Here is a 25,955-nt window from a genome sequence, read left to right as displayed (position 1 = left end):
AACCTCTTAAAAAATGACAAAAAATATATTTTCAAATTTTAGGGGCAATCTTTTCGGGGGAATTACCGCCGGGATTGTAGCCCTTCCGTTGGCACTGGCTTTCGGGGTGCAATCGGGTCTTGGGCCTGATGCAGGTCTGTACGGCGCTATTTTTATTGGGTTTTTTGCTTCTCTTTTTGGAGGAACCAACACCCAGATTTCTGGCCCTACAGCACCAATGACGGCAGTTTCCATGGTTTTGATAGCAGGAATTATTGCTGCCAACAACGGGGATGTTGAACAAGCCCTTCCCTACATTCTACTTGTTTTTTTAATGGCAGGTTTGATGCAGATTTTATTGGGAATAACTGGCGTAGGAAAGTATATAAAATACATTCCATACCCAGTTGTTTCAGGCTTTATGACGGCAATTGGCGTTATCATTTTAATCACTCAGTTGTTGCCTGTTTTGGGTTATTATACCGAAGAAGATACGGCTTTCATTGAGACTTTCAAGCCAAAGGCGGAAGAAGTAATGATGAGCAAAATTCTGCAAGACGAAGCGGGTGAAGGAATTCTGGTTCTTGAAGATTTCAAAGAAACCATAACCCGTTCTGAACAAATTTCAGAGGAAGAAATTCTTCGGGAAGCGAAAATTCTCGCAAAAGCTGAAAACTCTGGTGTGGCCGGAGCCATAAAAGCACTTCCCCGAGCAATTTCATCTATAAATTGGCTGGAATTTATTCTGGCTTCACTTACCATATTTATCATTTATGGTTTTAAAAGAGTAACTACAAAAGTACCCAGTACGCTTGTGGCCTTACTTGTGGTTTCGGTGGGAGCATACCTTTTGAAATTGGATTATCAGCCTATTGACCAGATTCCGGGTGGTTTCCCTATTCCGAATTTGGATATGTTCAGCCAGTTTCAATTCGGACAAATTTCACCCTATGTGTTTACCGCATTAACCTTGGCGTTCTTGGGAAGTATTGACTCACTTTTGACTTCCGTGGTAGCGGATAATATGACAAAAACAAAACACAACCCAAACCGAGAACTGATGGGCCAGGGAATTGGAAACAGTGTTGCCGCAATTTTTGGCGGTATTCCAGGGGCTGGAGCAACCATCCGTACGGTTGTAAACATCAAATCTGGAGGGACAACAAGACTTTCGGGTATGATTGCCGCAATTTTGTTATTGGTTATTTTGCTCGCTTTAGGTCCTGTTGCTTCACAGATTCCAGCAGCCGTGCTTGCTGGTATTTTGATAACTGTAGGTATTGGCGTAATGGATTATAAAGGCTTGAAAGCCATCCCAAAAATGCAGAAAGCCGAAGTAACTATTATGATTGTAGTTTTGCTGCTTTCCGTGTTTTGGAACTTGGTTTATGCCGTAGGAATAGGCTTGGTTTTGGCCGCAATTATTTTTATGAAGAAAATTGGGGATCTCACCGCAGACCAATCTAAAGTTGTTCCTTTAAAAATTTCTGATGAACTTTCAATGGCGTGGAGTGATGAGAGGAATTTTCCCGAAAAATTAAAAGAGGAAGTCTTCATAAAACGTTTGGAAGGTCCATTGTTCTTTGGCTACACATCAGATTTTCAACAATTGGCAAATCAAATTCCCGATACAGCGACCCACGTAATAATTAGAATGGGAAAAACGCCATATATTGACCAATCCGGACTTTATGCTATGGAAGAAGTGTTGATGAATATTTCAAAAAAAGGAATCAAACCTATTTTTGAAGACCTTCAGGCGCAACCGCGCGTTATGATGGAAAAGATTGATATTATTCCCGATTTGGTGCCGAAGGAAATGATTTTCAATGATTTTAACTCGGCTTTGAAATACATAAAAGGAAATGTAGAAAACGTAGTATAACTTATTCTTTTTCAATCATTATTTTCAGAATTAAGCTCCGTTTTCGCGGGGCTTTTTTCATCTAAAAGCTCTTCATCGTTATTGTTATATTCTTCAACTTCCTTCATAATTGCTGGAAGAATTGCAGGCGCAATCATTGCAACCGGACCATATAAAACCGAAGCCTCCCGTTTTTCCTCAGTGAGTATCCTGTAATTTTCTGATGCAGCTACAAACATAAAAATTACACTTATCAAAAAAGCGAATTTCAGCACATTGAAAACACCGCCGAAAATCTTGTTGAAAATACCCAGCATCGCAAAATCGGCCACTTTTGTTAAAAGTCTTCCCAGCAAGCTAAAAAGAAACATTATCAGGAAAAAAGTGATTAAAAATGACGCAATACGAGTCAAATCTTCACTCCAGTCAAACCAATTTTCCAAATAAACTTTTACATAATCTGAAAAGTACATAGCACAGTAAACGCCAACCACTAAACCAATCAAAGAAGCGAGCGAACGAAGCAATCCTTTTTTAAAACCAACAAAAAAAGCGATGATGAAAATAATTCCGAGTATGATGTCTATAGTGTTCATTCATTGAAAATTTCCCTAAATATAGCACTTTCTGAATAGACAATTTATTTCAACATATTTAGAGATGGCTTTGGGAATTTGGAGTTTGCTATTTGGAATTTGAATGCCGTATCTTTGCAAACTAATTTATGTAAAAAATGGCACGCGACGAACAATTAAAGGAACGATGGGAGGCAGTAGTAAAACTGTTGAGCAATCGTTTTGCCGATGGCGAGATATTAGATTTGGACGCCATTATTTATATTATCGGTCTTCAGGAATTGGGCCAATTGCACCGAAAATTCAAAAAAGACGAAAAATTAAACCTTATGCACATTGCCATCTGCCGTCTTTTGGAACCATATGGTTATTATGAATTTGATTATTATGATGAAGAAAGTTGGCCTCACTACAAAGTTTTGGAACAATTACCGCCGCTAAAAGCTGGTGAACAAAGCGTTTTGATGAAGGAGGCTATTGTGCAGTATTTTGTAGAAAAAGAAGTGATAAACTAAAATATTTTTCCGTAGAAAATTTAGTAATGATAGAAACAATAAAAAAACACATAGCCGAAGTACAAGCCTTTTCTTCAACCAAAAAAGAGGAAATAGAGAACTTCCGCATAAAATATTTAGGCAAAAAGGGATTGTTAAATGACTTTTTCGCCGAGTTTAAAAATGTGGCAAACGACCAAAAAAAGGAATTTGGGCAGGTTATAAATTCGCTTAAAAAAAGTGCTGAGGACAAGGTAAACGAACTAAAAGAATCTTTAGAAAGCAAAGAAGAAACAAAAGGCGTTTACGGAGATCTTTCCCGTCCGGGTGAAGTGATTCCGTTGGGTTCGCGCCACCCTATTTCCATCGTAAAAAACAAAATCATCGATATCTTTTTGCGAATCGGTTTCAATGTTTCCGAAGGCCCTGAAATTGAAGACGATTGGCACAACTTTACCGCGCTAAACTTACCGGAATATCACCCAGCGCGGGATATGCAGGATACGTTTTTTATCCAAACCAATCCCGATGTTTTGTTGCGCACGCACACATCTTCGGTGCAGGTTCGCTATATGGAAAACAACAAACCGCCCATCCGTACCATTTCGCCGGGCCGTGTTTACAGGAACGAAGCCATTTCAGCACGTTCGCATTGCTTTTTCCACCAAGTGGAAGGTTTGTATGTGGACAAAGGTGTAAGCTTCGCAGACTTGAAACAAACGCTGCAGTATTTCACTACGGAAATGTTCGGAAAATCTAAAATCCGTTTGCGTCCTTCCTATTTCCCGTTTACGGAACCAAGCGCGGAGGTTGATGTTTACTGGGGTTTGGAAACCGAAGCAGATTACAGAATCACCAAAGGAACAGGCTGGCTGGAAATTGGCGGCTGCGGAATGGTTGACCCGAACGTTCTTAAAAATTGCGGCATCGATCCCGAGGAATATTCCGGTTTTGCCTTTGGCGTGGGCGTTGACCGTATTGCGATGCTTTTACACCAAATTCCAGATATTAGAATGTTCAGCGAAAACGATGTTCGCTTTTTGGAACAGTTTAAAAGTGTGCTATAAGTTCGTACCTTTAAGCAAAAACTGCTTTTAAAACTTTCCGCTATGAAAAAATATTTTGTTATTGCCCTATTGGTCATTGTCGCGCTTGTCGTAATTTATTTGACATTTATAATCGCCTACATTAAAATAATCATTGGTTCTATTTTGCTGGGAGTTTCGGCCATCGCACTTTTAGCGGTTTGGATTATGTGGAAAATTGAAGACTGATTATGCGAAGAGATATTGAAATTCCAAAAGCTGAAAACGTCCATATTGTTGCCATAAAAGAATGGGACAAAGACTTTACCGGCCAGCAATGGAATGTTTATTTGGTTAATAATCGCGAAGATGAAATTTCCACTGTTTTGGTAATGTCGCGAGGAAAAAGTGACGATAGAAAGACTTCAACCCTGCGTCACGGTTTGGGAAATATGGAACCAAAAACAGCTGCAAAAGTTGAATTTATTCCAACGGAAGTTTTGGGTTTTACCAATGAATATTTACTCACTTTTTTTGCTGAGAATAAACTCTTTGAGCGCAAATTCATTTTTGAACCAAACAGCATTTCCGAAGAAAATGTGGTCGAGCTTCCCGTTTTGGAAAGCGAGGGAATTTTGGCGAAATAATATTTTTTGATGTTAAAAGTTGAAATCGATTCCTTTTCCTATTCTGAAAAAACCATTTTAAAGAACATTCATTTCACGCTTAAACCTGGCGAACATCTCAGTATTTTAGGTGAAAGTGGCTGCGGCAAATCTACACTTTTACATCTTGTTTACGGCTTGCTCCATTTGGAAAATGGCTCCATTTTCTACAACGAAAAAAAACTGCTCGGCCCAACCAAAACCCTCATTCCCGGCGAACCTTTTATGAAGCTCGTGGCACAGGAATTCAATATTATGCCTTTTACAACAGTTGCCGAAAATCTGGGTTCACATCTTTCGCGATTGGATGAGGAAAAAGACGAAAACCGAATTGATGATTTATTGGAAGCAGTAGAGATGGAAGCTTTCAAAAATACATTGGTAAAAAACCTGAGCGGCGGACAAAAACAACGCGTGGCTTTAGCAAAAGCTTTGGCAAACGAACCTGAAATCCTTTTGCTGGATGAGCCTTTCAGCAATATTGATGTTTTTAGAAAAAATAAATTACAGCGAAAAATATTTAATTATCTGAAAGAAAATAACATAAGCTGCATTACCGCAACCCACGACAGTGAAGAAGCCTTGGCATTTTCAGATACTATTTTAATGTTGAAAAACGGAACTGAAGAACTATTCGGAACGCCGCAATTCATTTATAAAAATGTTGCAACAGAATATCAAGCTGGATTTTTTGGGGAAGCGAATGTGCTTCCAAAAAAGCTGTTTTCTTCCGAAGAAACTTCTGAAAAAATGGTTGTTTTTCCGCATCAATTAGAAATTTCCGATGAAAAAACAGCACTTGAAGTGATTGTGAAAAAATCCTATTTCAAAGGAACCCATTTTTTGGTTGAAGCAACTTTTAAAGACGAAACCATATTTTTCAACAGCTCTATTTCTTTAAAAAAAGGCAAACTATGTAGTTTGAAAATTTCAGAAAAAGATTAAACCACGACTATCATCTTCCCTTTGTTTTTTCCATCAAAAAGATCAATAAAAGCCTGTGGAATATTTTCAAAACCTTCCACCACCGTTTCCATATAAGTTAGCTTATCTTCCTCCATCCACTGCGCCAATCGCTTTTGTGCAGGTCCGAAATCCTTTACAAAATCGCGTACCGTAAAACCTTGCATTAAAATACTGTTTTTAATCAACGTAGTTTCCACCCGTGGACCTGTTGGTCTTTCTGTATCGTTATAAGTTGAAATAGCGCCGCAGTTGATTACTCTTCCATATTTGTTCATATTCATCAAAGCAGCGTCCAGAATTTCTCCGCCCACATTGTCAAAATACACATCAACGCCATCGGGACAGGTTTCGGCAATTGCCTTTTTCATATTGTCCGCAGTTTTATAATTTATCGCCGCATCAAAACCAAATTTCTCTTGAATTCGGTCAATTTTTTCTTCGCTGCCCGCAATTCCAACTACTCTGCAACCTTTAATTTTTCCTATTTGTCCAACCACGCTTCCCACTGCGCCCGCGGCTCCAGAAACTAAAAGCGTCTCTCCCTTTTCAAGTTTACCTATTTTTTTAAGACCGAGATAGGCGGTGATTCCCGTTAATCCCAAAATGCCCAAATAGGCTTTCAACGGGGCTTTTTCACCATCCACTTTGTTGAGACCATTTCCATTTGAGGTTTGGAATTGTTTCCACTGAAGCATTCCGTTCACGAAATCACCTTTCTGAAAATTCTTGTTATTCGATTCAATAACCTCAGCAATAATACCAGATTCCAAAGGCTTTCCGACTTCAAAAGGCGGAATGTATGATTTTTCGTCCCGCATGCGTCCGCGTAAATATGGGTCTACGGAAACGTATTTCGTTTTCAGTAAAATTTCTCCGTCTTTGGCTTTTGGTTCTTCTTCTTCGGTAAACTCAAAATCATTTAAGGAAGGTTTACCTTCGGGCCGTTTTTTCAGCAGGATTACTTTATTCATCAGTATTATTTATTTCAGTTTCATAAATTTAAAACATAAAAACACAACTGCCCAAACCTATATCTTTATTTAATAAAAGAATAACAGACTTACATTTCTGAAAAGATTAACGAACTTCGCTTTTGGGCGCAATATCTTTGCAACTTCTGAAACCAATTGCTTTTGAAATCTTCAAAAAACATAGTAGCCACAGCCTTTAAAGATCTTTCGGAATACTTTAATAGCACAGATTTTTCCAAAGCAATACTTTTGGGAATTGCGCTTACGGTTCCAATAATTTTTGGGGTGAAAATGGACATGTTGCCCATCGGAATTACAATTACCGTTGGCGCCATGCTCGCCTCGCCCAGTGACGTCAGCGGAAGCATCAGACATAAAATCACAGGTATCTTATTTGCAACTTTATTGGCAATGATCGTCAGCTTGATTGGTGGTTATTTACATCTTTCACTTTGGTTGTTGTTTCCCATTGTGGGCATTTTAATGTTCAGTATTTCCTATCTCGCCATTTATGGATTTCGGGCTTCGCTTATAAGTTTTTCGGGACTTTTGGCGTTGGTGCTAAGTTTTTCAAACGTTTCCACCGGAATGGAACCTTATGAAAGAATGCTGCTAATTGGCATCGGTGGACTTTGGTATGCGGCACTTTCGCTACTTCGGCATTTCATTTTTCCGAAAGCACCAACGGAATATTACCTTTCCAAAACCCTAAAACTTACAGCCGAATATTTAAAAATTAGGGGCGAATTGGTTGCTGAAACAACAGATCGCAGCGAGTTATTAAAAAAGTTGTTGGCTACCCAAACCGACCTTACCACAACCCACGAAACCCTGCGCGATATATTGATTTCAACCCGAACAGGTTCCGGAAAATCTGAGTATGAAGGAAAGCGCATGTTGATATTTGTACAATTGGTGGATATGCTCGAACTGGCTATGGCAAACCCCGTGGACTATTCAAAAACAGATGAACTTTTTAAAAAGAAACCACAGCAATTGATAGATTTTCAAGGCTTGCTTTTCGCGATGAGCAGCAGATTGAACGTGATTGCCGATAATATTTCCACTCCCAAAAGAATTCGAAATAATACTAAAATTGAAGGATTCCAAAAAAATATAAAAAATGATATTTCCGAATATGGCTTATCAAAGAAAGCTTTTGATGAAAATTTGCTGATGCTGAGAAATCTTTTTAAATATCAAAAAGAGCAAATAAAGAAGATTGAAAAAATTGAATGGTTGCTGAAAAACCCAGCACAGCGCGAGATTTCTTTGTTAAAAAAGGAAGATTCCCGCAAATTTCTGACGAAGGAAAACTATGATTTTGAAGTTTTGGTTGAAAATTTCAACTTGCGCTCCCCTATTTTTAAACATTCTCTGCGCCTTGGGGTAATGACAATGATTGGTTACGGTGTGGGAATGCTGTTTTCCGTGCAAAACCCATATTGGATTTTACTTACGTTAATCGTGATTATGCGTCCAACTTTCGGTCTCACAAAAACACGTTCAAAAGAACGAACTATTGGAACTTTGATTGGTGGTGCGTTAGCGGTCGGTATTGTGTTACTAACTCAAAATACAACTGTTTATGGCATTTTGGCAATTGTTTCATTGGTAATTGCCTTTTCGATGGTGCAACGAAATTACAAGGCTGCGGCAACGTTTATTACGCTGAGTGTGGTTTTTATTTATGCACTTTTACGGCCGGATATTTTTAATGTAATTCAGTATCGGGTTACGGATACCCTTATTGGCGCTGGGCTGGCAACTTTAGGAAATTTGCTGCTTTGGCCCGCTTGGGAAATACAGGGGATGCAAAAAACCCTGCTTGAAACTATTAAAGCGAATCGTGTTTATTTGGAAGAAATCATCAGCTTTTACAACAAAAAAGGAAACGTCCCCACGCAATATAAAGTGGCTCGAAAAAAAGCCTTTTTGGAAATGTCTGACCTCAGTTCGGCTTTTCAACGGATGACGCAGGAACCAAAATCGAAACAGCAAAACCTGGACAAGTTTTATGAAATTGCTATGCTCAACCACACTTTTTTATCTTCCTTGGCTTCGCTGAGCACTTATATTTTAAACAATCCAACAACGCCCGCTTCGGAAAATTTCAATAAGGTTTCATCTAAAATTGTACAAAATCTTTTGGATGCAGAAACTATTTTAAAGGAAGAGATTTCTTTGGAAGTTGAAAAAAGTGACCCAGATTCAGAAGACATTTTTGAGTCTACTTATGGAAAAAAAATCACATTTTCTGATGACGAAAAACCGAAAGAGGATTTCCATCTAAAAATTGAAGAAGCGCATTTAGTCCGCGAACAGTTGAAATGGTTGCTTGCGATGAGTAAAAAAATGCCGAAACTTTTAAGGGAAATGGAATTTTAAAATTGGTGCTTATTTCACACTCGTAATTTTATAAATAGTTCCATTAAGATTGAATTCATCCCCTTTTTTCTTTCCCGAAAGAAGCAAACCCACTGGTGAATTCAAGGCAACACATAAATAATCCGTTTTCCCAATGGGAACAGTGCCAATGGAAAGGCTGATGAAATAAGTAAACCTATCCGTATAAACCAAACTTCCCAAACGCGCGTAATCTGAAGTTGCGTTAACATCTATTTTTTTGAGAAGTGGAATTATTTTTTCAATTTCCTGCAATTGTTTTCCAGCATTTTCTCGGTCAATCTGAAGCATTGCGCGCCCAGTTTCGTGTTTGTCGCCGCTGCTGCTTTTAGATTCTTCAAGCAATGAATCTTCAATATCGGCAATGGTTTGTTTTATTTTTGAATAACGGTTGTCAACCTGTTTTTGGCAGTGTTGCAGCAATTCGGTTTTAATTTCTACTGCGGTCATTTCTTCTTTTTCGTTTTCTTTTTATCTTCTTTGGGTTCCTGCTTTTGCAATATAAAAGGGCCATAATAACGCATTTGGCGGACAATCCATTGTGTTCGCCTTGCAACATAATTTCCGGGCGGATTGGCCTTATATCTTTGCGGACTCGGCAAAATTGCGGCAATAGCAGCTGCATTTTCAATCCGAAGGTTTTTTGCTGATTTTTTAAACCAGTATTGCGAAGCTGCTTCGGCGCCAAAAACGCCATCGCCCATTTCTACGCTGTTTAAATACACTTCCAAAATACGTTCTTTGCTCCAAAGCGTTTCAATCAAAAGGGTGAAATACGCCTCCATTCCCTTTCGAAACCAAGTTCGGCCTGGCCATAAAAAAGCATTTTTAGCGGTCTGTTGGGAGATTGTACTGCCGCCGCGGAGTTTCTTTCCTTTTTCGTTGTTTTCCAAAGCTTTTTCAATTGCTTCACGGTCAAACCCGCTATGGCTTAAAAAAGTTTGATCTTCGGCACAGATTACGGCGAGTTGCAGATAGGGTGAAATTTCTTCAATCGGCACCCAATCGTGGCGGGTTTGGTATTTTTCATCGCCTTCAATAGAACGGATTGCCATCAAAGGCGTGTAGGGTACCGGGACGAATTTGTAGATAAGTACCCACAAAATCGTAAGCCCGAAGAACCAAAGAATGAGTTTAAATATAAATTTGAATAATTTTTTTATCATAAGCCCCCTCCCCAACCCTCCCCGAAAAAGGGGGAGGGAGCGGGGAATGTATTTAATTAGTTAATTCTGCCAATTGTTTCCCGATTGAACTGCCAATGGCAACACCCATTCCGCCAAGCCTAACCCCACAAAAAATGTTTTCTGAAACAATTTTTACAATTGGTTTTTTCTGTTTCCCCAATCCCATAATCCCACTCCAGCGATGGTCAATTTCAAAAGATTGGGTTGGTAAAATTACTGTTTTAAGCAATTCCTCCAACTTGTTTTGCACCAATTCTGTCAGTTGCATCTCGGTAGTTTCCTCAGCTTTGAAATCTAAGTTTCTGCCGCCGCCAAATAGAATTCTATTCTCAATATTTCTGAAATAATAATAGCCTTTGTCTAAGTGAAATGTTCCTTTTATTTGAAGATTTTCAATGGGTTTGGTGACCAAAACTTGTGCCCTTGCTGGCTTTACATCTTCGTTTAAAAATTGCTTTGCAAAACCGTTATTGGCGATAAAAACTTTTTTTACTGAAATGTCTTCGGAAGAATTCACTTGAAGTAAAACTGATTCACCATTGTCTGAAATATTCGTTATTTCAGAAGAATTCAATATCAAAATATTTTCTTCCGAAGCTTTTTTAATGAGGCTGAGCATCATTTTTCCGGTGTCAATCTGTCCTTCAAACGCACTGTAAATAAGTTTTGGCTGAATATTTTCAAATCCGAAATGGTTCTCTTTTTCTGAAAAAACTTCAGCTTTAAAAACAGATTTCAGCAATTCATTTACAAAATCAATTTTTGATTTACAGGTTTCAAAAAGTTCAGCATCTTCCAAAGTAAAAAGTTCGTAGCCGCCGTATTCTTTGTAGTCCAGTTGTTGATCGCCTAAAGTATTTCGAAGTAATTTTAAACCCTCCACTCTGCTTTTTACAAGTTGGATTACTTCTTCTTCGGAATGATTTTTTAAATCTTCCAGTATTTCAGAAATACTTCCGAAACACGCAAAACCGGCGTTTTTTGTACTTGCGCCACTGGGAAGCAGGCCGCGTTCAAAGACTACAATTTTGCTTTTGGGATGCTTTCTTCGAAGTTCCAAAGCACAACTTAAACCTACGATTCCGCTACCGATTACTGCAAAATCGATATTTGATAACCACGTTTTGTGTTCCCAAAAAGAAAGATTCATAATAAAGAAATTACAAAGTAAAAAAGCACCGAAAACCAAAGATAAGTTTTTTGGAATTTGGTGCTTGTAGTTTGTGGCTTAAAAAGAACTATTCCTCTTCAGGTTCGTTCATTTTAAAAGTATTCATAAACGCCGTGGTGTAATTTCCAGCCACATAATCTGGCTCATCCATTAACTGACGGTGAAACGGGATTGTAGTCTTTATACCTTCAATCACGAATTCATCCAAAGCGCGTTTCATTTTGTTGATTGCTTCTTCGCGAGTTTGTGCGGTAGTGATAAGTTTAGCAATCATGGAATCATAATTCGGTACAATTGTATAACCTGCATATACGTGTGTGTCCAAACGTACGCCGTGGCCTCCCGGAGCGTGTAAAACGGTTATTTTTCCTGGTGAAGGGCGAAAATCATTATATGGATCTTCCGCGTTTATTCTGCATTCTATGGCGTGCAATTGTGGCGTATAATTTTTTCCAGAAATAGGCACTCCAGCGGCAACCAAAATTTGTTCGCGTATTAAGTCGTAATCAATTACCTGTTCAGTAATTGGATGTTCTACCTGAATACGGGTGTTCATTTCCATAAAGTAGAAATTACGGTGTTTGTCAACCAAAAATTCTATAGTTCCTGCGCCTTCATATTTAATGAATTCTGCGGCTTTTACAGCTGCATTCCCCATATCTGTTCGAAGTTTTTTCGTCATAAATGGGCTTGGAGTTTCCTCGGTAAGCTTCTGATGACGGCGCTGAATGGAGCAATCGCGTTCACTTAAGTGACAAGCTCTTCCGGTGCTATCGCCCACAATTTGAATTTCAATATGGCGTGGCTCCTCAATGAGCTTTTCCATATACATGCCGTCATTTCCGAATGCTGCTGCAGCCTCTTGACGGGCGCTATCCCAAGCTTTTTTTAGCTCGTCCTTCTTCCAAACGGCGCGCATTCCTTTTCCACCACCACCTGCAGTGGCTTTTAGCATTACTGGATAGCCAACTTCTTCTGCAAGTTTTTCACACTTTTCGAAAGATTCTATAATGCCTTCACTCCCTGGAACAGTTGGTACGCCGGCGGCCTTCATTGTGGCTTTTGCTGAAGCTTTATCGCCCATGCGCTCAATCATTTCTGGGGAAGCGCCAATGAATTTTATGCCGTGCTCCTGACAGATTTTTGAAAATTTGGCATTTTCGGAGAGAAATCCGTATCCTGGGTGAATCGCGTCTGCATTGGTAATTTCCGCAGCGGCGATAATGTTTGACATTTTTAGGTAGCTCAAATTACTTGGCGGCGGTCCAATGCAAACCGCTTCGTCTGCAAACCGAACGTGGAGACTTTCGGCATCTGCTGTTGAATAAACAGCTACAGTTTTTATACCCATCTCGCGGCAGGTGCGGATAATTCGCAGTGCAATTTCGCCCCTATTTGCAATCAATATCTTTTTAAACATAACTTTTCTTAAATAACAAATCCCAAATTTTCAAATCCCAATATATTTGGAATTTGGAACTTGTGATCTGGAGTTTACATTTATGATGGATCTACTAAAAATAAAGGTTGATCAAATTCAACGGGTGAAGAGTCATCAACCAAAACTTTTACAATTTTTCCGGAAACTTCACTTTCAATTTCGTTAAAAAGTTTCATCGCTTCAATTACACAAAGCACATCACCAGTACTGATAGTGCTTCCCACCTCAACAAAAACAGGTTTGTCCGGAGAAGGTTTTCTGTAGAAAGTACCGATGATTGGCGACTTAATAGTGATGAATTTTGAATCTGTTGCTTCTGAAGTAACTTCTGTTGAAGGTGCAGCTTGTTGTTGTTGCGTTGCAGAAGCCTGAGGCTGCATTTGCATTTGCGGTTGCGCCATGGTTGGAATTTGCTGAATGTAGGTGGTTTCACCCCTATCATTTTCAGATCCTGTTTTGATCGTGATCTTTATGTCATCGGTTTCAAGTTTTACTTCGCTGGCACCACTTTTTGCCACAAACTTGATCAGGTTTTGAATGTCCTTTATATCCATAATTTAGAAAATTTAGTCTTTTGGGTTGGTTAAAATTTATTTTGAATCATAGGCCCATTTCAAATAAACGGCGCCCCAAGTAAAGCCCCCACCGAAGGAAGCAAATATCAAATTATCTCCTTTTTTTAATTGTTTTTCGTAATCTGCCAAACAAAGCGGCAAAGTTGCAGAAGTTGTATTGCCGTATTTGTGTATGTTCATCATTACTTTTTCTTCGGGAAGTTTCATTCGCGAAGCTGCAGCATCAATAATGCGCTTATTGGCTTGGTGCGGTACGAGCCAATTTACATCTTCGCCTGATAAATTATTTCGTTGCATCACTTTTTCACAAACATCTGCCATATTTGAAACGGCAAATTTGAAAACAGTTTTGCCTTCCTGAAAAACGTAATGTTGTTTATTATTCACCGTTTCATTTGAAGCAGGAAGCAATGAACCTCCAGCATCAATTTTTAGAAAAGGTCTGCCAATACCATCCGTACGAAGGTATTCATCTTTTACGCCAAGTCCATCGGTATTTGGCTCAAATAAAACAGCACCGCCTCCATCACCAAAAATGATACAGGTGGTTCTATCTGTATAATCAATAATTGACGACATTTTATCTGCGCCAATTAGAAGTACTTTTTTATATTTTCCAGATTCAATATATCGCGCTGCGGTTGACATTCCGAAAAGAAAGCTGGAACAGGCCGCAACTAAATCATAGGAAAAAGCATTTACAGCGCCAATTTGTGTAGCTACATAAACTCCTGTGGCAGCAACGGGCATATCTGGTGTTGCCGTTGCCATGATAACCATATCAATTTCAGCGGGATCTGTATTGCTTTTTCGAAGAAGGTCTTTTGCTGCTTGGATAGCAAGATAGGAAGTGCCTTTGTCTTTATCCTTTAATATTCTTCTTTCCTTAATTCCGGTTCTGCTGGTGATCCATTCGTCATTGGTATCGACCATTGTTTCCAGAATTTTGTTGGAGAGAACGTACTCTGGAACGTAGCTCCCTACAGCGGTAATAGCTGCCGTGATAGTATTCATAAAGCTGAATTAAAATTCACAAAAAAGACCAAAAATCTTTTAAAAAGAGTGAAAATTACTAAATTTTACTTGAAATTCGGCACTAATTAAGTTGTTTTTGACTTTTTGCAAAGTTAAAAAACAAAAAAACCCTCACGGTAGGGTGAGAGTTTTTATTAAAATTATATACTGTTATGCTTCTGCCTGCTCAGTTGCATCAATTACAACTTGACCACGGTAGTACATTTTTCCTTCGTGCCAATGTGCTCTGTGGAAAAGGTGCGACTCACCCGTTGTTGGGTCTGTTGCAATTGTAGGTGCAGTAGCTTTGTAATGCGTTCTTCTCTTATCTCTTCTTGTTTTCGAGATTTTTCTCTTAGGATGTGCCATTGCTATTTATTATTTATCCGTTAATAGTTTTTTTAATGAATCCCATCGGGGATCTGTTTTATCGTCTTCCGGCGTTTCTTCTTCGTCTATCGCTTTCGGACTTAATTCTTCAAGTTTGTCGAGTATGTCGCTTTTTAATGTACCGTCTTTTACTCCGGGATGAATTCTTTTGGAGGGTAAAGCCAACACAATAGTTTCATAAACGTATTGCTGGATATTCACTTCATAGCTTCCGTGGGGCAAAATGAGCAAATCTTCATTTTCATCATTATATTCCTCACCGAATTTTACAACGAAACTATAAGTACCCGAAATCTCTTGATCAAAGGGTTCATTTGTAATATCGCAAGCAACGTTAACGGTTCCATTAAATGTTAATGTGAACTCTAATAACGTGCTCATTTTTTCCAGCAGTACATCGAGATTAATGGCAGCGTCATTAAATTCGTCATACTCAAAATGCTCAAAGAACGCTTTTTTTAATTCAAAGTTAAACTGGTGTTTTCCTAATTTCAGCCCTACGAAAGGGATGGTAAACTCTTTCAAATCCTTCATTTTCACACCTATTTAAGACCTTAACCTTACGGATAAGGCGGGTGCAAAGATAAAAAATTATTTGAATAGCAATTAGTTTTTTTATTTCTTTTTTGAGAAGCTCCTTTTGCGTGAAGTTTGAAGCGGATTTTTGGAGATTTCTAGATATTCCTTGCGTTTTTCAAAAATGGATACTGCACTGAAAACTGCTTCGCGAAATGATTCAAAATTTGCCACATTTTTCCCCGCCAAATCAAAAGCAGTTCCGTGATCTGGCGAAGTCCGAATACGATTAAGTCCAGCAGTGAAGTTCACACCTTTTCCAAAAGCAAGTGTTTTAAAAGGTATTAATCCTTGATCGTGATAGGAAGCAATAATTGCGTCAAAATTTTTGTAATTGCCAGAGCCGAAAAAGCTATCTGCGGCATACGGCCCAAAAACCATTTTTCCGTTTTTGCGAATATTGTCCAAAGCTGGACGTAAAAGTGTGTCATCTTCATCACCAATCACCCCATTATCGCCAGTATGTGGGTTGATTCCTAAAACAGCTATTTTAGGCATTTCAATTCCGAAGTCTTCAATTAAAGTATGATAAATGGTATTAATCTTTTTGTCAATCCGCTCTCGGGTTATATTTTTTACAACGTCTTTTACCGCAACGTGATCCGTTAAAAGTCCAACGCGCAAATCTTCAGAAATTAAAAGCATCAAGCTTTCGCCTTTCAGTTCTTGTGCTAAATAATCGGTATGGCCTGGGAAATTGAAACTCTCGGATTGAATGTTGCTTTTGTTAATTGGCGCAGTAACCAACGCATCAATTTTACTTTCCTTTAAAGCTGCAACGGCTGCCTTCAAAGATTTAATGGCATATTCCCCTCCCACTTGGTTTTCTTCGCCAAAAGTAACATCAACATGTTCTTTCCAAACATTCAGCACATTTATTTTCTTCGGAACAAGATCTTCAATTTTATCAATTCCGTGGAAATTGATATCTATTTCATAATGTTTTTTGAAAAAAGACATCAACTTCACCGAAGCAAAAATAACAGGGGTGCAAAACTCCAGCATGCGCGAATCTTCAAATGTTTTCAGAATTATTTCGCTTCCAATCCCGTTGATATCGCCTATTGAAATGCCGACCACTATTTTGTCCTCTACGCTCATTATGTTTAGCTTTTTTAATTGTTACTTTTGCATTACAAATGTAACTAAATACTACAATGTTTACAGGAATTATTGAAGCCGTTGGCGAAATAGTCGGACTTACCCAAGAAGGCGAAAATCTTCATTTAGAAATAAGCAGTCCGCTGACACAGGAATTGAAAATAGATCAAAGTGTATCTCACAACGGGGTGTGTTTAACGGTTGTGCAGATAAAAGAAGCTACCTACATTGTTACTGCCATTAAAGAAACCTTGGATAAAACAAACCTTAAAAACTTGAATAAAGGTTCTCTGGTTAACTTGGAAAGAGCAATGAAATTGGGCGACAGACTTGACGGCCACATTGTGCAAGGCCATGTGGATGGAACTGCTAGTTGTAAAACCGTAGAAGATGCAAACGGTAGCTGGATTTTTACTTTTCAATACAACAATTCAGAATTCAGTACTGTGGAAAAAGGCTCCGTCACAGTGAATGGGGTTAGTTTAACGGTTGTAAATTCTAAAAAAGGAGAGTTTAGTGTCGCTATTATACCTTACACTTTGGAGAATACAAATTTTAAAGAAATTAAAGCAGGAAGCGAAGTAAACTTAGAGTTTGATATTATTGGGAAGTATCTAAAAAACCTTATGATGCCTTATTTATAGAAGAACGGTTTCTTTTATAAATTATATAAATACCAAGAAAAATGCCCATCGCAAGAAGAATCCAAATATTTTCGTCTATAGGCAATTGGGGTCCTCTTGAACCAGTTCCACCAGCTGGCGGGGGTGGTCCTTGGGACTGAATAGCAAATATTAAAACATTATAAATAAGTGATGCCATGGTTGTTCATTAACGACTTGGGGATCGTAATTATGCGCCTAAAGTAATAATTTTTTTTTATCCTCAAATAAAAAATGAGTTATTGAATGGTTAATAACTCATTTTAATCGTGAAAATTGTCTTTTAATCGGATTTTTACCTTAGTCTTTATTGGACATTTAAAAAAAGTGGTCCCACATGGGCTCGAACCATGGACCCTCTGATTATGAGTCAGATGCTCTAACCAGCTGAGCTATGGGACCGTTTCTGTTTTAAAAAATTTTAATTATCCAATTTCCATCTCTGTCTATAAACTCAATGTTATTGGATAAATAACAGGATTGCAAATGTAAAACACTTTACAAATACAGCAAAACAATTTTTAGATATTCTCAATTTCTTGGCAAAGCTCTACTAATACTCCATTAGCAGATTTGGGGTGAAGAAAGGCCACTAACTTATTATCTGCTCCTTTTTTTGGAACTTCATTTAGCAGTATAAATCCCTCGCTTTTAAGCCGTTCCATCTCTGCTTTAATATCGTTCACAGCAAAAGCAATGTGATGTATTCCTTCCCCTCTTTTTTCTATAAATTTTGCAATTGGACTGTCAGAATTTGAAGCTTCCAATAGCTCAATTTTACTTTCCCCGCATCGAAAAAAGGAAGTTTCAACGCCTTCGCTTTCCACTTTTTCGCTTTTGTAGGGTGAACTTCCCAAAAGTGCTTCATATATTTTGTTAGCTTCAGAAATGTTCTTTACCGCAATACCTATATGTTCAATTTTCTCCATATATTCTTCTTTGTTGGTTCAAAAATACAAACTTAATTCCATTGAATTTCAACAAGCTTGTGGCTTCATTAACATTCCGTACGGTTTTATGTTCTATTTTTGCAGTATGGAAGAAAGTAACAGACAAAAAAAAATAGCCAGTGTTTTGCAGAACGATCTTGCTAACGTGCTGCAAAATATGCTTCGCGAAGCAGGGCAAATGGGCATTATTATTTCAGTTAGCAAAGTGAGTGTAACCACAGACCTTTCTATTTCAAAGGTTTATGTGAGTGTTTTTCCGGCAGATAAAGCCGAAGCAATTGTTGCTGAGCTCAATAAAAATAAGCCAAATATAAAGCACCAAATTGCGCAACTTACAAAGCACCAATTACGAAAAATGCCAGATCTTTCTTTTTATAATGATGATTCTTTGGAATACATAGAAAAGATTGATAAAGCCGTGAAAGGTGAGGAAAACCCTTTGAAAAACCCAGATTTACTTCCGAAAAGAAAAAAATCATAACTTGAATTTTTCGCTCTACATCGCCAAGCGCTATCTATTTTCAAAAAGTAGCAATAACGCCATCAATATTATTACAAGTATTGCGGCAGTTGGCGTGGTGGTAGGTGCGATGTCTTTATTTATAGTACTTTCAGGGTTTTCGGGCTTAAAGGATTTCAGCCTTCAGTTTACCAATGAATTTGATAGCGACTTAAAAATTCTGCCCGAAAGCGGAAAAACGATTACATTTTCGGAAGCACAAAAGGCGCAGTTTCATAAAATTGAAGGAATTCAAAATTTTTCAGAAATCATTGAGGAGCGAGTTTTTCTTCATTACAAAGGGAAAAACCACATCGCCTACATTAAAGGCGTGGATTCCCTCTATGGAAAAGTGACCAAACTGGACAGTATTATGTATTTTGGAGAATGGTTTACCCCTAACGAACACCAAGTGGTGGTTGGCCTTTCCACAATTGCAAAACTGTCTATGGGTGTGAATGATTATTCAGATTTATTGGAAATCTATGTGCCAAAACCAGGAACGGGACAACTAAATGCGCTAGATCCTTCAGATGCTTTCCATAAAGAAAACGTTGTGGTTTCTGGTGTTTATCAAGTTAACGAGGATTTAGACACAAAATATGTTTTTTCTGATTTGGATTTTGCTAGAAACCTTCTATCGTTGGACAGCACTAAAATTTCTTCCATTGAAATGAAGCTTTCGCCAAACGCTTCCGAAGAAAATGTGAGAACCCAAATCGAGAAAATTTTTCCCAAAGGAATTCAAATTAAAAACCGAATCCAACAAAACGACGCGCTATACAAAATGTTAAATACTGAAAACATTGCTGTGTATTTAATTTTCACTTTAGTTTTAATTATCGCACTTTTCAACGTAATTGGCTCTATAATTATGATGATTTTGGACAAGCGAAAAAATATAAAAACGCTCTACAATATGGGTGCTTCACTTCCTGAAATACGTCGTATATTTTTCTTACAAGGTACATTAATGACTGTACTTGGCGGATTATTTGGAATTTTTCTAGGAGTTCTTGCAGTACTGGCACAATTAAAATTTGAATTCGTTGCCATAACCAGCACCCTGCCTTATCCCGTAAAACTGAATCTGATAAATGTTGTAGTTGTTTTTGTTACAATTAGTGTTTTAGGGATTATAGCTTCAAAAATTGCATCAAATAGAGTTCGGGAGAAACTATTGCTTTAATCTGGGAAAGTTTAATTACTTTGATTTATATGATAAGAAATTCTGGATCTGCCCCCAAACTTATCAACGCATTACAAATTTCTTCTGTAAAAACCTGAGGACCGCAAACATAAAAACGTGAGTTAAAATCTCCAATCGTTTCAATAAGAAATTTACGATCAATCCTGCGCTCGCGAAAACCAATCACACCTTCTTGAGTGAATACATTTGCATAAGCTGGACCCAACATTTTTGTCAATTCTTCGTGTAAAATAATGTCGTCTGTGGTTTTATTTGAATATAATAGCGCAAGATTACGCAAATTTCCACTTTCAAAAAGCGCCCTAAAAATTGCTATAAAAGGAGTAATACCCGTACCGCCCGCAATAAATATACCAGGGCCTTTATAATGAATTGTTCCATATACATCGTGAAGTAATAGCTCGTCACCCGTTTTGAGCTTGCCCAATTGTGCCGTTACACCATTGTGTTCTTCGTAAATTTTTATGATAAATTCCAGATAGTCCCAATGCTGTAATGAAGTAAAGGTAAAAGGGCGTATTTGGTCCTTCCAGTCTGGCAGATTGATGGAGATATGTGCAGATTGTCCGGGGGTGTATTTAAAGCCTTTAGGCTTTTCCAATACAAAGCTTTTAACGTCATGGGTAATATAATGGGTGTTGCGTATTTTGAGCCTTTGCATTATGATAGTTTGGAATCCAAAGATAAAAAGGATTTATAGATAAAAATACTTAAAATTCATAAACCACTTAAGCGAATTCATAATCCCCAAATACTTCCAAAACTTCATCAAAAGCCTCAAAAACTGAGGCAGAATCATCGCTGGTTACCATTTTCATCCGGTATTCCTTAAAGTTTGGAATTCCTTTAAAATAGTTGGTATAGTGGCGGCGGGTTTCAAAAACGCCAAGAGTTTCGCCTTTCCAATCTATCGCCATTTGCAGGTGGCGTTTGGCGGCTTCAACCCGCTCTGCCATTGTTGGTGGCGGCAAATGTTCTCCTGTTTTAAAATAGTGCTTTACTTCCTTAAAAAACCATGGGTATCCAATACTTGCTCTACCTATCATTGCGCCGTCCAAACCGTATTTATCGCGCATTTCCATCGCTTTTTCGGGCGTGTCCACATCGCCATTCCCAAAGATGGGAATGTGCATTCGCGGATTGTTTTTTACATCGGCAATGGGTTTCCAGTCCGCATCGCCTTTATACATTTGAGCGCGGGTACGACCGTGAATAGACAAAGCTTGGCAGCCTACATCCTGTAAACGTTCGGCAACTTCCATAATTTTAATGGAATCGTGATCCCACCCCAAGCGGGTTTTTACGGTAATGGGAAGTTTGGTGTGCTTTACCATGGCTTCGGTAAGGCTTACCATTAAATCGATATCTTTTAAAATTCCTGCGCCGGCACCTTTTGAAACTACTTTTTTCACGGGACAGCCAAAGTTAATGTCAATCATATCTGGCCCACTGGCTTCAACTATTTCAACACTGCGAAGCATAGATTCTAAAACTGCACCGAAAATTTGTATGCCTACGGGACGCTCCTTTTCGTAAATATCAAGCTTCATTACGCTTTTTGCAGCATCGCGAATAAGCCCTTCGGAAGAGATGAATTCAGTAAAAACCACATCAGCGCCCTGTTCCTTGCAAAGTGCGCGGAAAGGTGGGTCACTCACATCTTCCATTGGCGCGAGCAACAATGGAAAGTCTGGCAGTTGTATGTTTGCTATTTTTGGCAATTCTTTCTTTTTGGAACTGCAAAAGTAGTAAATATCAGTAAAATAAGATTTGAAAAGATTTTATCTTGATTACACAAGGTTATTTGCCCTCCAGCCTATCACCTTCGTCAGTTTTTATTTGTTTGCTATTGTCGCGAAGTCGAGCATTTCCGAAGTTATATTTGAAACCTAAGCGAAACAATCTGTATTCTAAATTTGTATAAAAATAATTGTCTTGATTATAATAACGTGAGGTTGAGGCCATATCTTTCAACGTATCAAAAATATCATCCACACCTAATGTCAAGCTTGCGCGTTTATTCCAAAGATCTTTTCTGAAAGAAATATTTACAAAGCTCTGATTTTTGAAATATCGATTTCCAAAAACAAAATTTGAAATATATTTTCCCGTAAGATCAGCCGTAAAAGAACGGTCTTTTGAAAGTGTAAAATGATTGGTAAGAAATAGATATTGCCCAAAAGTGTCATTGGTGTATTTCTCTTCTCTGCTTTCGAGAGCATAAAATTCATTGGCTAAATAAAAGCTAGAGGTAGTAAAATGCAACCACCACCACGAGTTGAGTGAATTAAAGTAAGTAACATCAAAAGCATATTGATAACTTTTGATCAAATTGGCATCCACTCTTTCCAAGCTACTATTGTTGTTATTTTGAAATGTGAGTGCGTCCAAACTGTTTTCAACATTTTCAAAATATAGTTCAAAAAACAGTTTTCCCTTATGATCAATTGACAATGTAATTTTATCCTCAATTGCGGGAACCAAGCTTGGATTGCCGCTTTGAATATCTCTTTCGGTTATGAAATATTTAAAAGGATTCAAACTCTGATAGCGGGGGCGCTCTATGCTTCTGCTATAGCTTAGTCCAATACCATTGTTTTCATTTATAGTGTAATGAAAGGACGCCGATGGAAAAATATCAAAATAGTCTTGATTGTTCACTTGTCCTAAAGAACGGGAATCAGCTTCAATATCAGTATATTCACCACGAAGGCCAGCTGTAATACGCCATTTCTCCCATTCTCTTTCAAAATTTATGTATTCTGCAAATATATTTTCTTTGTAATTGAAATCATCAGACAGCGAATTATTGAAAATATTTATACTGTTTTCTTTGTCGAAAAAATCCTGTTTGCTTTCCGTGTTAACGTTGCTAAATTTGAGACCAGTTTCAAACGTTCCGCCCCAAAGCATTGTTGAAACATCGGCTTGACCAGTAAAAATGTTGCTTTTCTGCTTTAATTCTGAGTAAAAACTGTTGTTTCTTGAAAATTCATTATTTGTTAAAAAATAATCAGAACTCACACTTTGGCTCTGTAAATTATTATAAAAAATATAATTTGCTGATGCGGAAAATGTAGCCCCTTTTTCATTGAGTTTCTTGCTGTAGTCCAAACCAAAAGCAAGGTTGTCTTTCTCATAATTTACAGAACTAAGTGTGGTTATGGTTGAATCTACTTGCTTTAGTGGGTTATAAATCAAAGACTTTCCGTTGTTATTATAGTTAACTTTTGGCGTTAGGGAAATGTTTGACGTAAAACTGAGTGAATTTTTTTCGTTCAGCGTAAAATCTAAAACAAGATTTCCATTATGGTTTTCATACTCTGTGGTTCGATCAAATTTTGTTTCCCAAATAGATTTGATTGAAACCTCGTCCTGTTCAAAAAACCGGACATAGTTATCATCTTCTTTATACTCCCTCCTTTTTCCGAAGGTATAACTGGTGTAAACATTCAGCCAGTCATTCTTGTAAAAATGTGAAGTTCCAAATTTGTATTTTGGGTACACACCTTGTTCATAAGTGGCATCTACAGAACCTTTGTAACCTATAGAAATAGCTTTTGTTGTAATAATATTCAGTACTGTACCAGCTTCAGCATCATACTTTGCAGAAGGGTTTGTTATAACCTCAACAGATTTTATGTAAGCAGCATCGGTGTTTTCCAAAAGTGAAGCCACTTCCGAAGAAGATAAATAGACCCTTTTGCCATTGATATAAATTATAGGCGAAGAAAACTTCACTTGAATATTTTCTCCTATCACTACAACACCGGGAGTTTTTTTAAGAAGATCCATTGTGCTACCAACGGAAAATGACGTGTTTTCAACATTAAAAACCAATTTACCCCCAGTTTTTTTTATTGTTGGCAATTTTGCAGAAATAACTGTTTCATCCAGCATTTCAGAACTTTCATTGAGAATGACATTGCCAAAGTTTTTATTTGAAGTAAGCTCTATAGATTTATTATAATCTTCAAAACCAATATAACTGAAGTTGAAATTATAGCTTCCCTGCTTTAAACCTTTCAGTATAAAAGAGCCATCTTCGTCAGTAGTAGTTCCTTTAGAAGGAGTTTCAGATTCGGCCTCATAGACTAGCACGTTAACAAATGATAAAGGAGTATTTTCTGCATTGGTTACTTTTCCAGAAACTGAAAAGTCCTGTGCCATCAAAACACCGCCCTGAAGGCAGCACAAAAATATAAATAATCTTATCATGACATAAGTAGATATCTGGGGCGACATCAGTTCCTTAATTTTTCTTGGGGAGAAAACAAATAAACCTAGCTGAATTACAGCTTTATAATACAAATATGTTAAAAATATATTAAACAAAAACTATCATGAAGCATTAATTTTAAGTGTTTTAATCAAAATATATATAATCACTCTTTTAATCTATATTTGCAACTTGTAAGCACGTGAAGGAATTTTTATGAAGAACATCCGCAATTTTTGCATCATCGCCCATATTGACCACGGAAAAAGCACCTTGGCAGACCGTCTTTTGGACGCTACCGGAACCGTAACCGATCGCGAAAAACAAGCCCAATTACTTGACAATATGGACTTGGAGCGTGAGCGTGGCATTACCATTAAGAGCCATGCCATCCAGATGGACTATGTTTACAAAGGCGAAAAATATACGCTGAACTTGATAGACACTCCGGGCCATGTGGATTTTTCTTATGAAGTTTCTAGATCAATCGCAGCTTGCGAAGGAGCTTTGCTAATTGTTGATGCCGCGCAAAGCATTCAGGCCCAGACCATCTCCAACCTATACCTAGCTTTGGAAAATGATTTAGAAATAATTCCGGTTTTGAACAAAGTAGATCTACCTTCAGCAAACGTAGAAGAAGTGACCGATGATATTGTTGATCTTTTGGGCTGTAAAGCTGAGGAAGTAATTCCCGCAAGTGCCAAAACCGGCATTGGAATTGAAGAAATTTTGAGCGCCATTATTGAACGCATTCCACCTCCAAAAGGAAATCCTGATGAGTCTTTACAGGCTTTGATCTTTGATTCTGTTTACAACCCTTTTCGAGGTGTTGAAACTTATTTCAGAGTTCTTAACGGTGAAATAAGAAAAGGGCAGCACATAAAATTTATGGCTACCGGAAAAAGTTATTTTGCCGATGAAGTGGGAACTTTGAAACTGAAACAACAACCCAAAGATGTTATTAAAACTGGTGATGTGGGTTATCTAATTACCGGAATTAAAGAAGCAAAAGAAGTAAAAGTAGGCGATACCATTACAGATTCCAAAAGTCCAACCATCAATATGATTGAAGGCTTTGAAGACGTAAAACCAATGGTTTTTGCCGGAATCTATCCTGTTGACACTGAAGATTACGAAGAGTTGCGAAGCTCCATGGAAAAACTACAGCTGAACGATGCTTCATTGGTTTTTGTTCCAGAAAGCTCTGCGGCACTTGGTTTTGGTTTCCGTTGTGGGTTTTTGGGAATGCTTCATTTGGAAATTATTCAGGAAAGATTGGAAAGAGAGTTTGATATGACGGTAATTACTACCGTTCCAAACGTTTCCTACCACGCATTTACAAATAAGGAACCTGAAGTTCCTGTATTGGTAAACAATCCTTCCGATTTGCCGGATCCTTCAAAAATTAATCGTGTTGAAGAGCCGTATATTAAAGCCACAATTATTACAAAATCTGACTTTGTGGGTTCCGTAATGTCGCTTTGTATTGAAAAAAGAGGTGAAATCACCAACCAAACCTATTTAACAACCGAAAGAGTAGAACTCACTTTTGATATGCCTTTGGCAGAAATTGTTTTCGACTTTTATGATCGTTTAAAAACTGTTTCAAAAGGATATGCTTCCTTTGATTATTCGCCTATTGGGATGCGCCAGTCGCATCTTGTGAAAGTGGATGTACTGTTAAACGGAAATATTGTGGATGCACTTTCAGCATTGCTTCACCGTGATAATGCTTATGATATTGGCAAAAAAATCTGCGAAAAACTTCGCCAGCTAATTCCACGGCAACAATTTGATATTCCAATCCAAGCAGCTATTGGCGCAAAAATCATAGCGCGTGAAACCGTAAAAGCACTTCGGAAAGACGTTACCGCAAAGTGTTACGGTGGTGACATTTCGCGAAAGCGTAAACTATTGGAAAAGCAGAAAAAGGGAAAGAAACGTATGCGTCAAGTAGGTAATGTTGAAATTCCTCAGGAAGCTTTTATGGCGGTGCTTAAATTGAACGATTAAAG

Annotated in this window: 27 protein-coding genes and 1 tRNA gene; 11 read left to right on the top strand and 17 right to left on the bottom strand. The window is 38.0% G+C overall.

Annotated features, from left to right (window positions below):
- The first annotated feature begins 13 nt into the window (after nt 1–13).
- Nucleotides 14–1,864, top strand: a complete 1,851-nt coding sequence (locus tag Q2U82_RS05205) for a SulP family inorganic anion transporter (RefSeq protein WP_410006643.1) — start codon at nt 14–16, stop codon at nt 1,862–1,864.
- Nucleotides 1,865–1,875: 11 nt separating this feature from the next.
- Here Q2U82_RS05205 and Q2U82_RS05200 read toward each other — a convergent pair whose 3' ends face one another.
- Nucleotides 1,876–2,439, bottom strand: a complete 564-nt coding sequence (locus tag Q2U82_RS05200) for a CvpA family protein (RefSeq protein WP_410006642.1) — start codon at nt 2,437–2,439, stop codon at nt 1,876–1,878.
- 137 nt (nt 2,440–2,576) lie between these two features.
- Between Q2U82_RS05200 and Q2U82_RS05195 the strand changes: the two genes are divergently transcribed.
- Genes Q2U82_RS05195 through Q2U82_RS05175 form a run of 5 tightly spaced genes read left to right on the top strand, consistent with a single transcriptional unit; the run spans nt 2,577 to nt 5,547 of the window.
- Nucleotides 2,577–2,933, top strand: a complete 357-nt coding sequence (locus tag Q2U82_RS05195) for a hypothetical protein (protein WP_410006641.1) — start codon at nt 2,577–2,579, stop codon at nt 2,931–2,933.
- A 26-nt stretch (nt 2,934–2,959) separates the two neighbouring features.
- On the top strand, nt 2,960–3,979 hold the full coding sequence (gene pheS / locus Q2U82_RS05190) for a phenylalanine--tRNA ligase subunit alpha (RefSeq protein WP_410006640.1): 1,020 nt from the start codon (nt 2,960–2,962) through the stop codon (nt 3,977–3,979).
- A 42-nt stretch (nt 3,980–4,021) separates the two neighbouring features.
- Nucleotides 4,022–4,186: a hypothetical protein gene (locus tag Q2U82_RS05185; RefSeq protein WP_165593558.1), complete on the top strand. Its 165-nt coding sequence runs from the start codon at nt 4,022–4,024 to the stop codon at nt 4,184–4,186.
- A gap of 2 nt (nt 4,187–4,188) precedes the next feature.
- Nucleotides 4,189–4,584, top strand: coding sequence for a hypothetical protein (locus tag Q2U82_RS05180; RefSeq protein ID WP_410006639.1), 396 nt, complete (start codon nt 4,189–4,191; stop codon nt 4,582–4,584).
- 9 nt (nt 4,585–4,593) lie between these two features.
- Nucleotides 4,594–5,547: an ABC transporter ATP-binding protein gene (locus Q2U82_RS05175; protein ID WP_410006638.1), complete on the top strand. Its 954-nt coding sequence runs from the start codon at nt 4,594–4,596 to the stop codon at nt 5,545–5,547.
- Here the strand turns inward: Q2U82_RS05175 and Q2U82_RS05170 are convergent.
- Nucleotides 5,544–6,539, bottom strand: coding sequence for an NADP-dependent oxidoreductase (locus Q2U82_RS05170; RefSeq protein ID WP_410006637.1), 996 nt, complete (start codon nt 6,537–6,539; stop codon nt 5,544–5,546). The genes Q2U82_RS05175 and Q2U82_RS05170 overlap by 4 nt on opposite strands.
- Nucleotides 6,540–6,701: 162 nt before the next feature.
- Between Q2U82_RS05170 and Q2U82_RS05165 the strand changes: the two genes are divergently transcribed.
- A complete protein-coding gene (locus tag Q2U82_RS05165) occupies nt 6,702–8,927 on the top strand; it encodes an FUSC family membrane protein (protein ID WP_410006636.1) in 2,226 nt (741 codons plus the stop codon).
- A 9-nt stretch (nt 8,928–8,936) separates the two neighbouring features.
- On the opposite strand, the gene Q2U82_RS05160 is transcribed toward Q2U82_RS05165, so the two are convergent.
- The 9 genes from Q2U82_RS05160 to pdxA all read right to left on the bottom strand — a co-directional run bounded on the left by Q2U82_RS05160 (nt 8,937) and on the right by pdxA (nt 16,400).
- Entirely contained in the window at nt 8,937–9,395 is a 459-nt protein-coding gene (locus Q2U82_RS05160) for a 3-oxoacyl-ACP synthase (RefSeq protein ID WP_410006635.1), read from the bottom strand.
- The gene (mtgA, locus tag Q2U82_RS05155; RefSeq protein WP_410006634.1) at nt 9,392–10,111 is read right to left on the bottom strand and encodes a monofunctional biosynthetic peptidoglycan transglycosylase; all 720 of its coding nucleotides are present in this window, start codon (nt 10,109–10,111) and stop codon (nt 9,392–9,394) included. Before mtgA ends, Q2U82_RS05160 begins: the two co-directional genes overlap by 4 nt.
- Before the next feature lie 52 nt (nt 10,112–10,163).
- Nucleotides 10,164–11,282, bottom strand: a complete 1,119-nt coding sequence (locus Q2U82_RS05150) for an NAD(P)/FAD-dependent oxidoreductase (RefSeq protein WP_410006633.1) — start codon at nt 11,280–11,282, stop codon at nt 10,164–10,166.
- 88 nt (nt 11,283–11,370) lie between these two features.
- Nucleotides 11,371–12,723 (bottom strand): acetyl-CoA carboxylase biotin carboxylase subunit, encoded by a 1,353-nt coding sequence (gene accC / locus Q2U82_RS05145; RefSeq protein ID WP_410006632.1) that lies wholly within the window; start codon nt 12,721–12,723, stop codon nt 11,371–11,373.
- An 80-nt stretch (nt 12,724–12,803) separates the two neighbouring features.
- Entirely contained in the window at nt 12,804–13,298 is a 495-nt protein-coding gene (accB, locus tag Q2U82_RS05140) for an acetyl-CoA carboxylase biotin carboxyl carrier protein (protein ID WP_410006631.1), read from the bottom strand.
- A gap of 36 nt (nt 13,299–13,334) precedes the next feature.
- Nucleotides 13,335–14,333 carry a beta-ketoacyl-ACP synthase III gene (locus Q2U82_RS05135; RefSeq protein ID WP_410006630.1) on the bottom strand — a complete coding sequence of 333 codons (999 nt, stop codon included), beginning with the start codon at nt 14,331–14,333 and terminating at the stop codon, nt 13,335–13,337.
- 171 nt (nt 14,334–14,504) lie between these two features.
- Nucleotides 14,505–14,702 carry a 50S ribosomal protein L32 gene (gene rpmF / locus Q2U82_RS05130; RefSeq protein WP_068762055.1) on the bottom strand — a complete coding sequence of 66 codons (198 nt, stop codon included), beginning with the start codon at nt 14,700–14,702 and terminating at the stop codon, nt 14,505–14,507.
- 9 nt (nt 14,703–14,711) lie between these two features.
- A complete protein-coding gene (locus Q2U82_RS05125; protein WP_068762056.1) occupies nt 14,712–15,257 on the bottom strand; it encodes a YceD family protein in 546 nt (181 codons plus the stop codon).
- A gap of 81 nt (nt 15,258–15,338) precedes the next feature.
- Nucleotides 15,339–16,400, bottom strand: coding sequence for a 4-hydroxythreonine-4-phosphate dehydrogenase PdxA (gene pdxA / locus Q2U82_RS05120; protein ID WP_410006628.1), 1,062 nt, complete (start codon nt 16,398–16,400; stop codon nt 15,339–15,341).
- 56 nt (nt 16,401–16,456) lie between these two features.
- Here pdxA and Q2U82_RS05115 point away from each other — a divergent pair, with 56 nt between their 5' ends.
- Nucleotides 16,457–17,044: a riboflavin synthase gene (locus Q2U82_RS05115; protein WP_410006627.1), complete on the top strand. Its 588-nt coding sequence runs from the start codon at nt 16,457–16,459 to the stop codon at nt 17,042–17,044.
- Here Q2U82_RS05115 and Q2U82_RS05110 read toward each other — a convergent pair.
- The 3 genes from Q2U82_RS05110 to mce all read right to left on the bottom strand — a co-directional run bounded on the left by Q2U82_RS05110 (nt 17,025) and on the right by mce (nt 17,991).
- On the bottom strand, nt 17,025–17,222 hold the full coding sequence (locus Q2U82_RS05110; RefSeq protein ID WP_410006626.1) for a hypothetical protein: 198 nt from the start codon (nt 17,220–17,222) through the stop codon (nt 17,025–17,027). The two genes, Q2U82_RS05115 and Q2U82_RS05110, sit on opposite strands and share 20 nt — an antisense overlap.
- A gap of 168 nt (nt 17,223–17,390) precedes the next feature.
- Nucleotides 17,391–17,464, bottom strand: a tRNA-Ile gene (locus Q2U82_RS05105).
- A gap of 119 nt (nt 17,465–17,583) precedes the next feature.
- Nucleotides 17,584–17,991, bottom strand: coding sequence for a methylmalonyl-CoA epimerase (gene mce, locus Q2U82_RS05100; protein ID WP_410006625.1), 408 nt, complete (start codon nt 17,989–17,991; stop codon nt 17,584–17,586).
- A 106-nt stretch (nt 17,992–18,097) separates the two neighbouring features.
- On the opposite strand from mce, the gene rbfA reads away from it, so the two are divergent.
- Complete coding sequence (gene rbfA, locus Q2U82_RS05095; protein WP_410007130.1) at nt 18,098–18,493, top strand: 30S ribosome-binding factor RbfA; 396 nt, start codon at nt 18,098–18,100, stop codon at nt 18,491–18,493.
- A 1-nt stretch (nt 18,494) separates the two neighbouring features.
- A complete protein-coding gene (locus Q2U82_RS05090; RefSeq protein ID WP_410006624.1) occupies nt 18,495–19,700 on the top strand; it encodes an ABC transporter permease in 1,206 nt (401 codons plus the stop codon).
- Nucleotides 19,701–19,725: 25 nt separating this feature from the next.
- On the opposite strand, the gene Q2U82_RS05085 is transcribed toward Q2U82_RS05090, so the two are convergent.
- From Q2U82_RS05085 to Q2U82_RS05075, 3 genes are all read right to left on the bottom strand, one after another.
- Nucleotides 19,726–20,382 carry an FAD-binding oxidoreductase gene (locus Q2U82_RS05085; RefSeq protein ID WP_410006623.1) on the bottom strand — a complete coding sequence of 219 codons (657 nt, stop codon included), beginning with the start codon at nt 20,380–20,382 and terminating at the stop codon, nt 19,726–19,728.
- 67 nt (nt 20,383–20,449) lie between these two features.
- Nucleotides 20,450–21,442, bottom strand: coding sequence for a tRNA dihydrouridine synthase DusB (gene dusB, locus Q2U82_RS05080; RefSeq protein WP_410006622.1), 993 nt, complete (start codon nt 21,440–21,442; stop codon nt 20,450–20,452).
- 79 nt (nt 21,443–21,521) lie between these two features.
- The gene (locus tag Q2U82_RS05075; RefSeq protein WP_410006621.1) at nt 21,522–23,939 is read right to left on the bottom strand and encodes a TonB-dependent receptor domain-containing protein; all 2,418 of its coding nucleotides are present in this window, start codon (nt 23,937–23,939) and stop codon (nt 21,522–21,524) included.
- 217 nt (nt 23,940–24,156) lie between these two features.
- On the opposite strand from Q2U82_RS05075, the gene lepA reads away from it, so the two are divergent.
- Complete coding sequence (gene lepA / locus Q2U82_RS05070; protein WP_410006620.1) at nt 24,157–25,953, top strand: translation elongation factor 4; 1,797 nt, start codon at nt 24,157–24,159, stop codon at nt 25,951–25,953.
- The last annotated feature ends 2 nt before the right edge of the window (nt 25,954–25,955 follow it).

It is taken from the genome of Aequorivita nionensis, from assembly GCF_046352995.1.
Classification (GTDB): Bacteria; Bacteroidota; Bacteroidia; order Flavobacteriales; family Flavobacteriaceae; genus Aequorivita; species Aequorivita nionensis.
The sequence above is the reverse complement of the archived record's forward strand: the minus strand, read 5'-3'. Positions and strand labels throughout refer to the sequence as shown.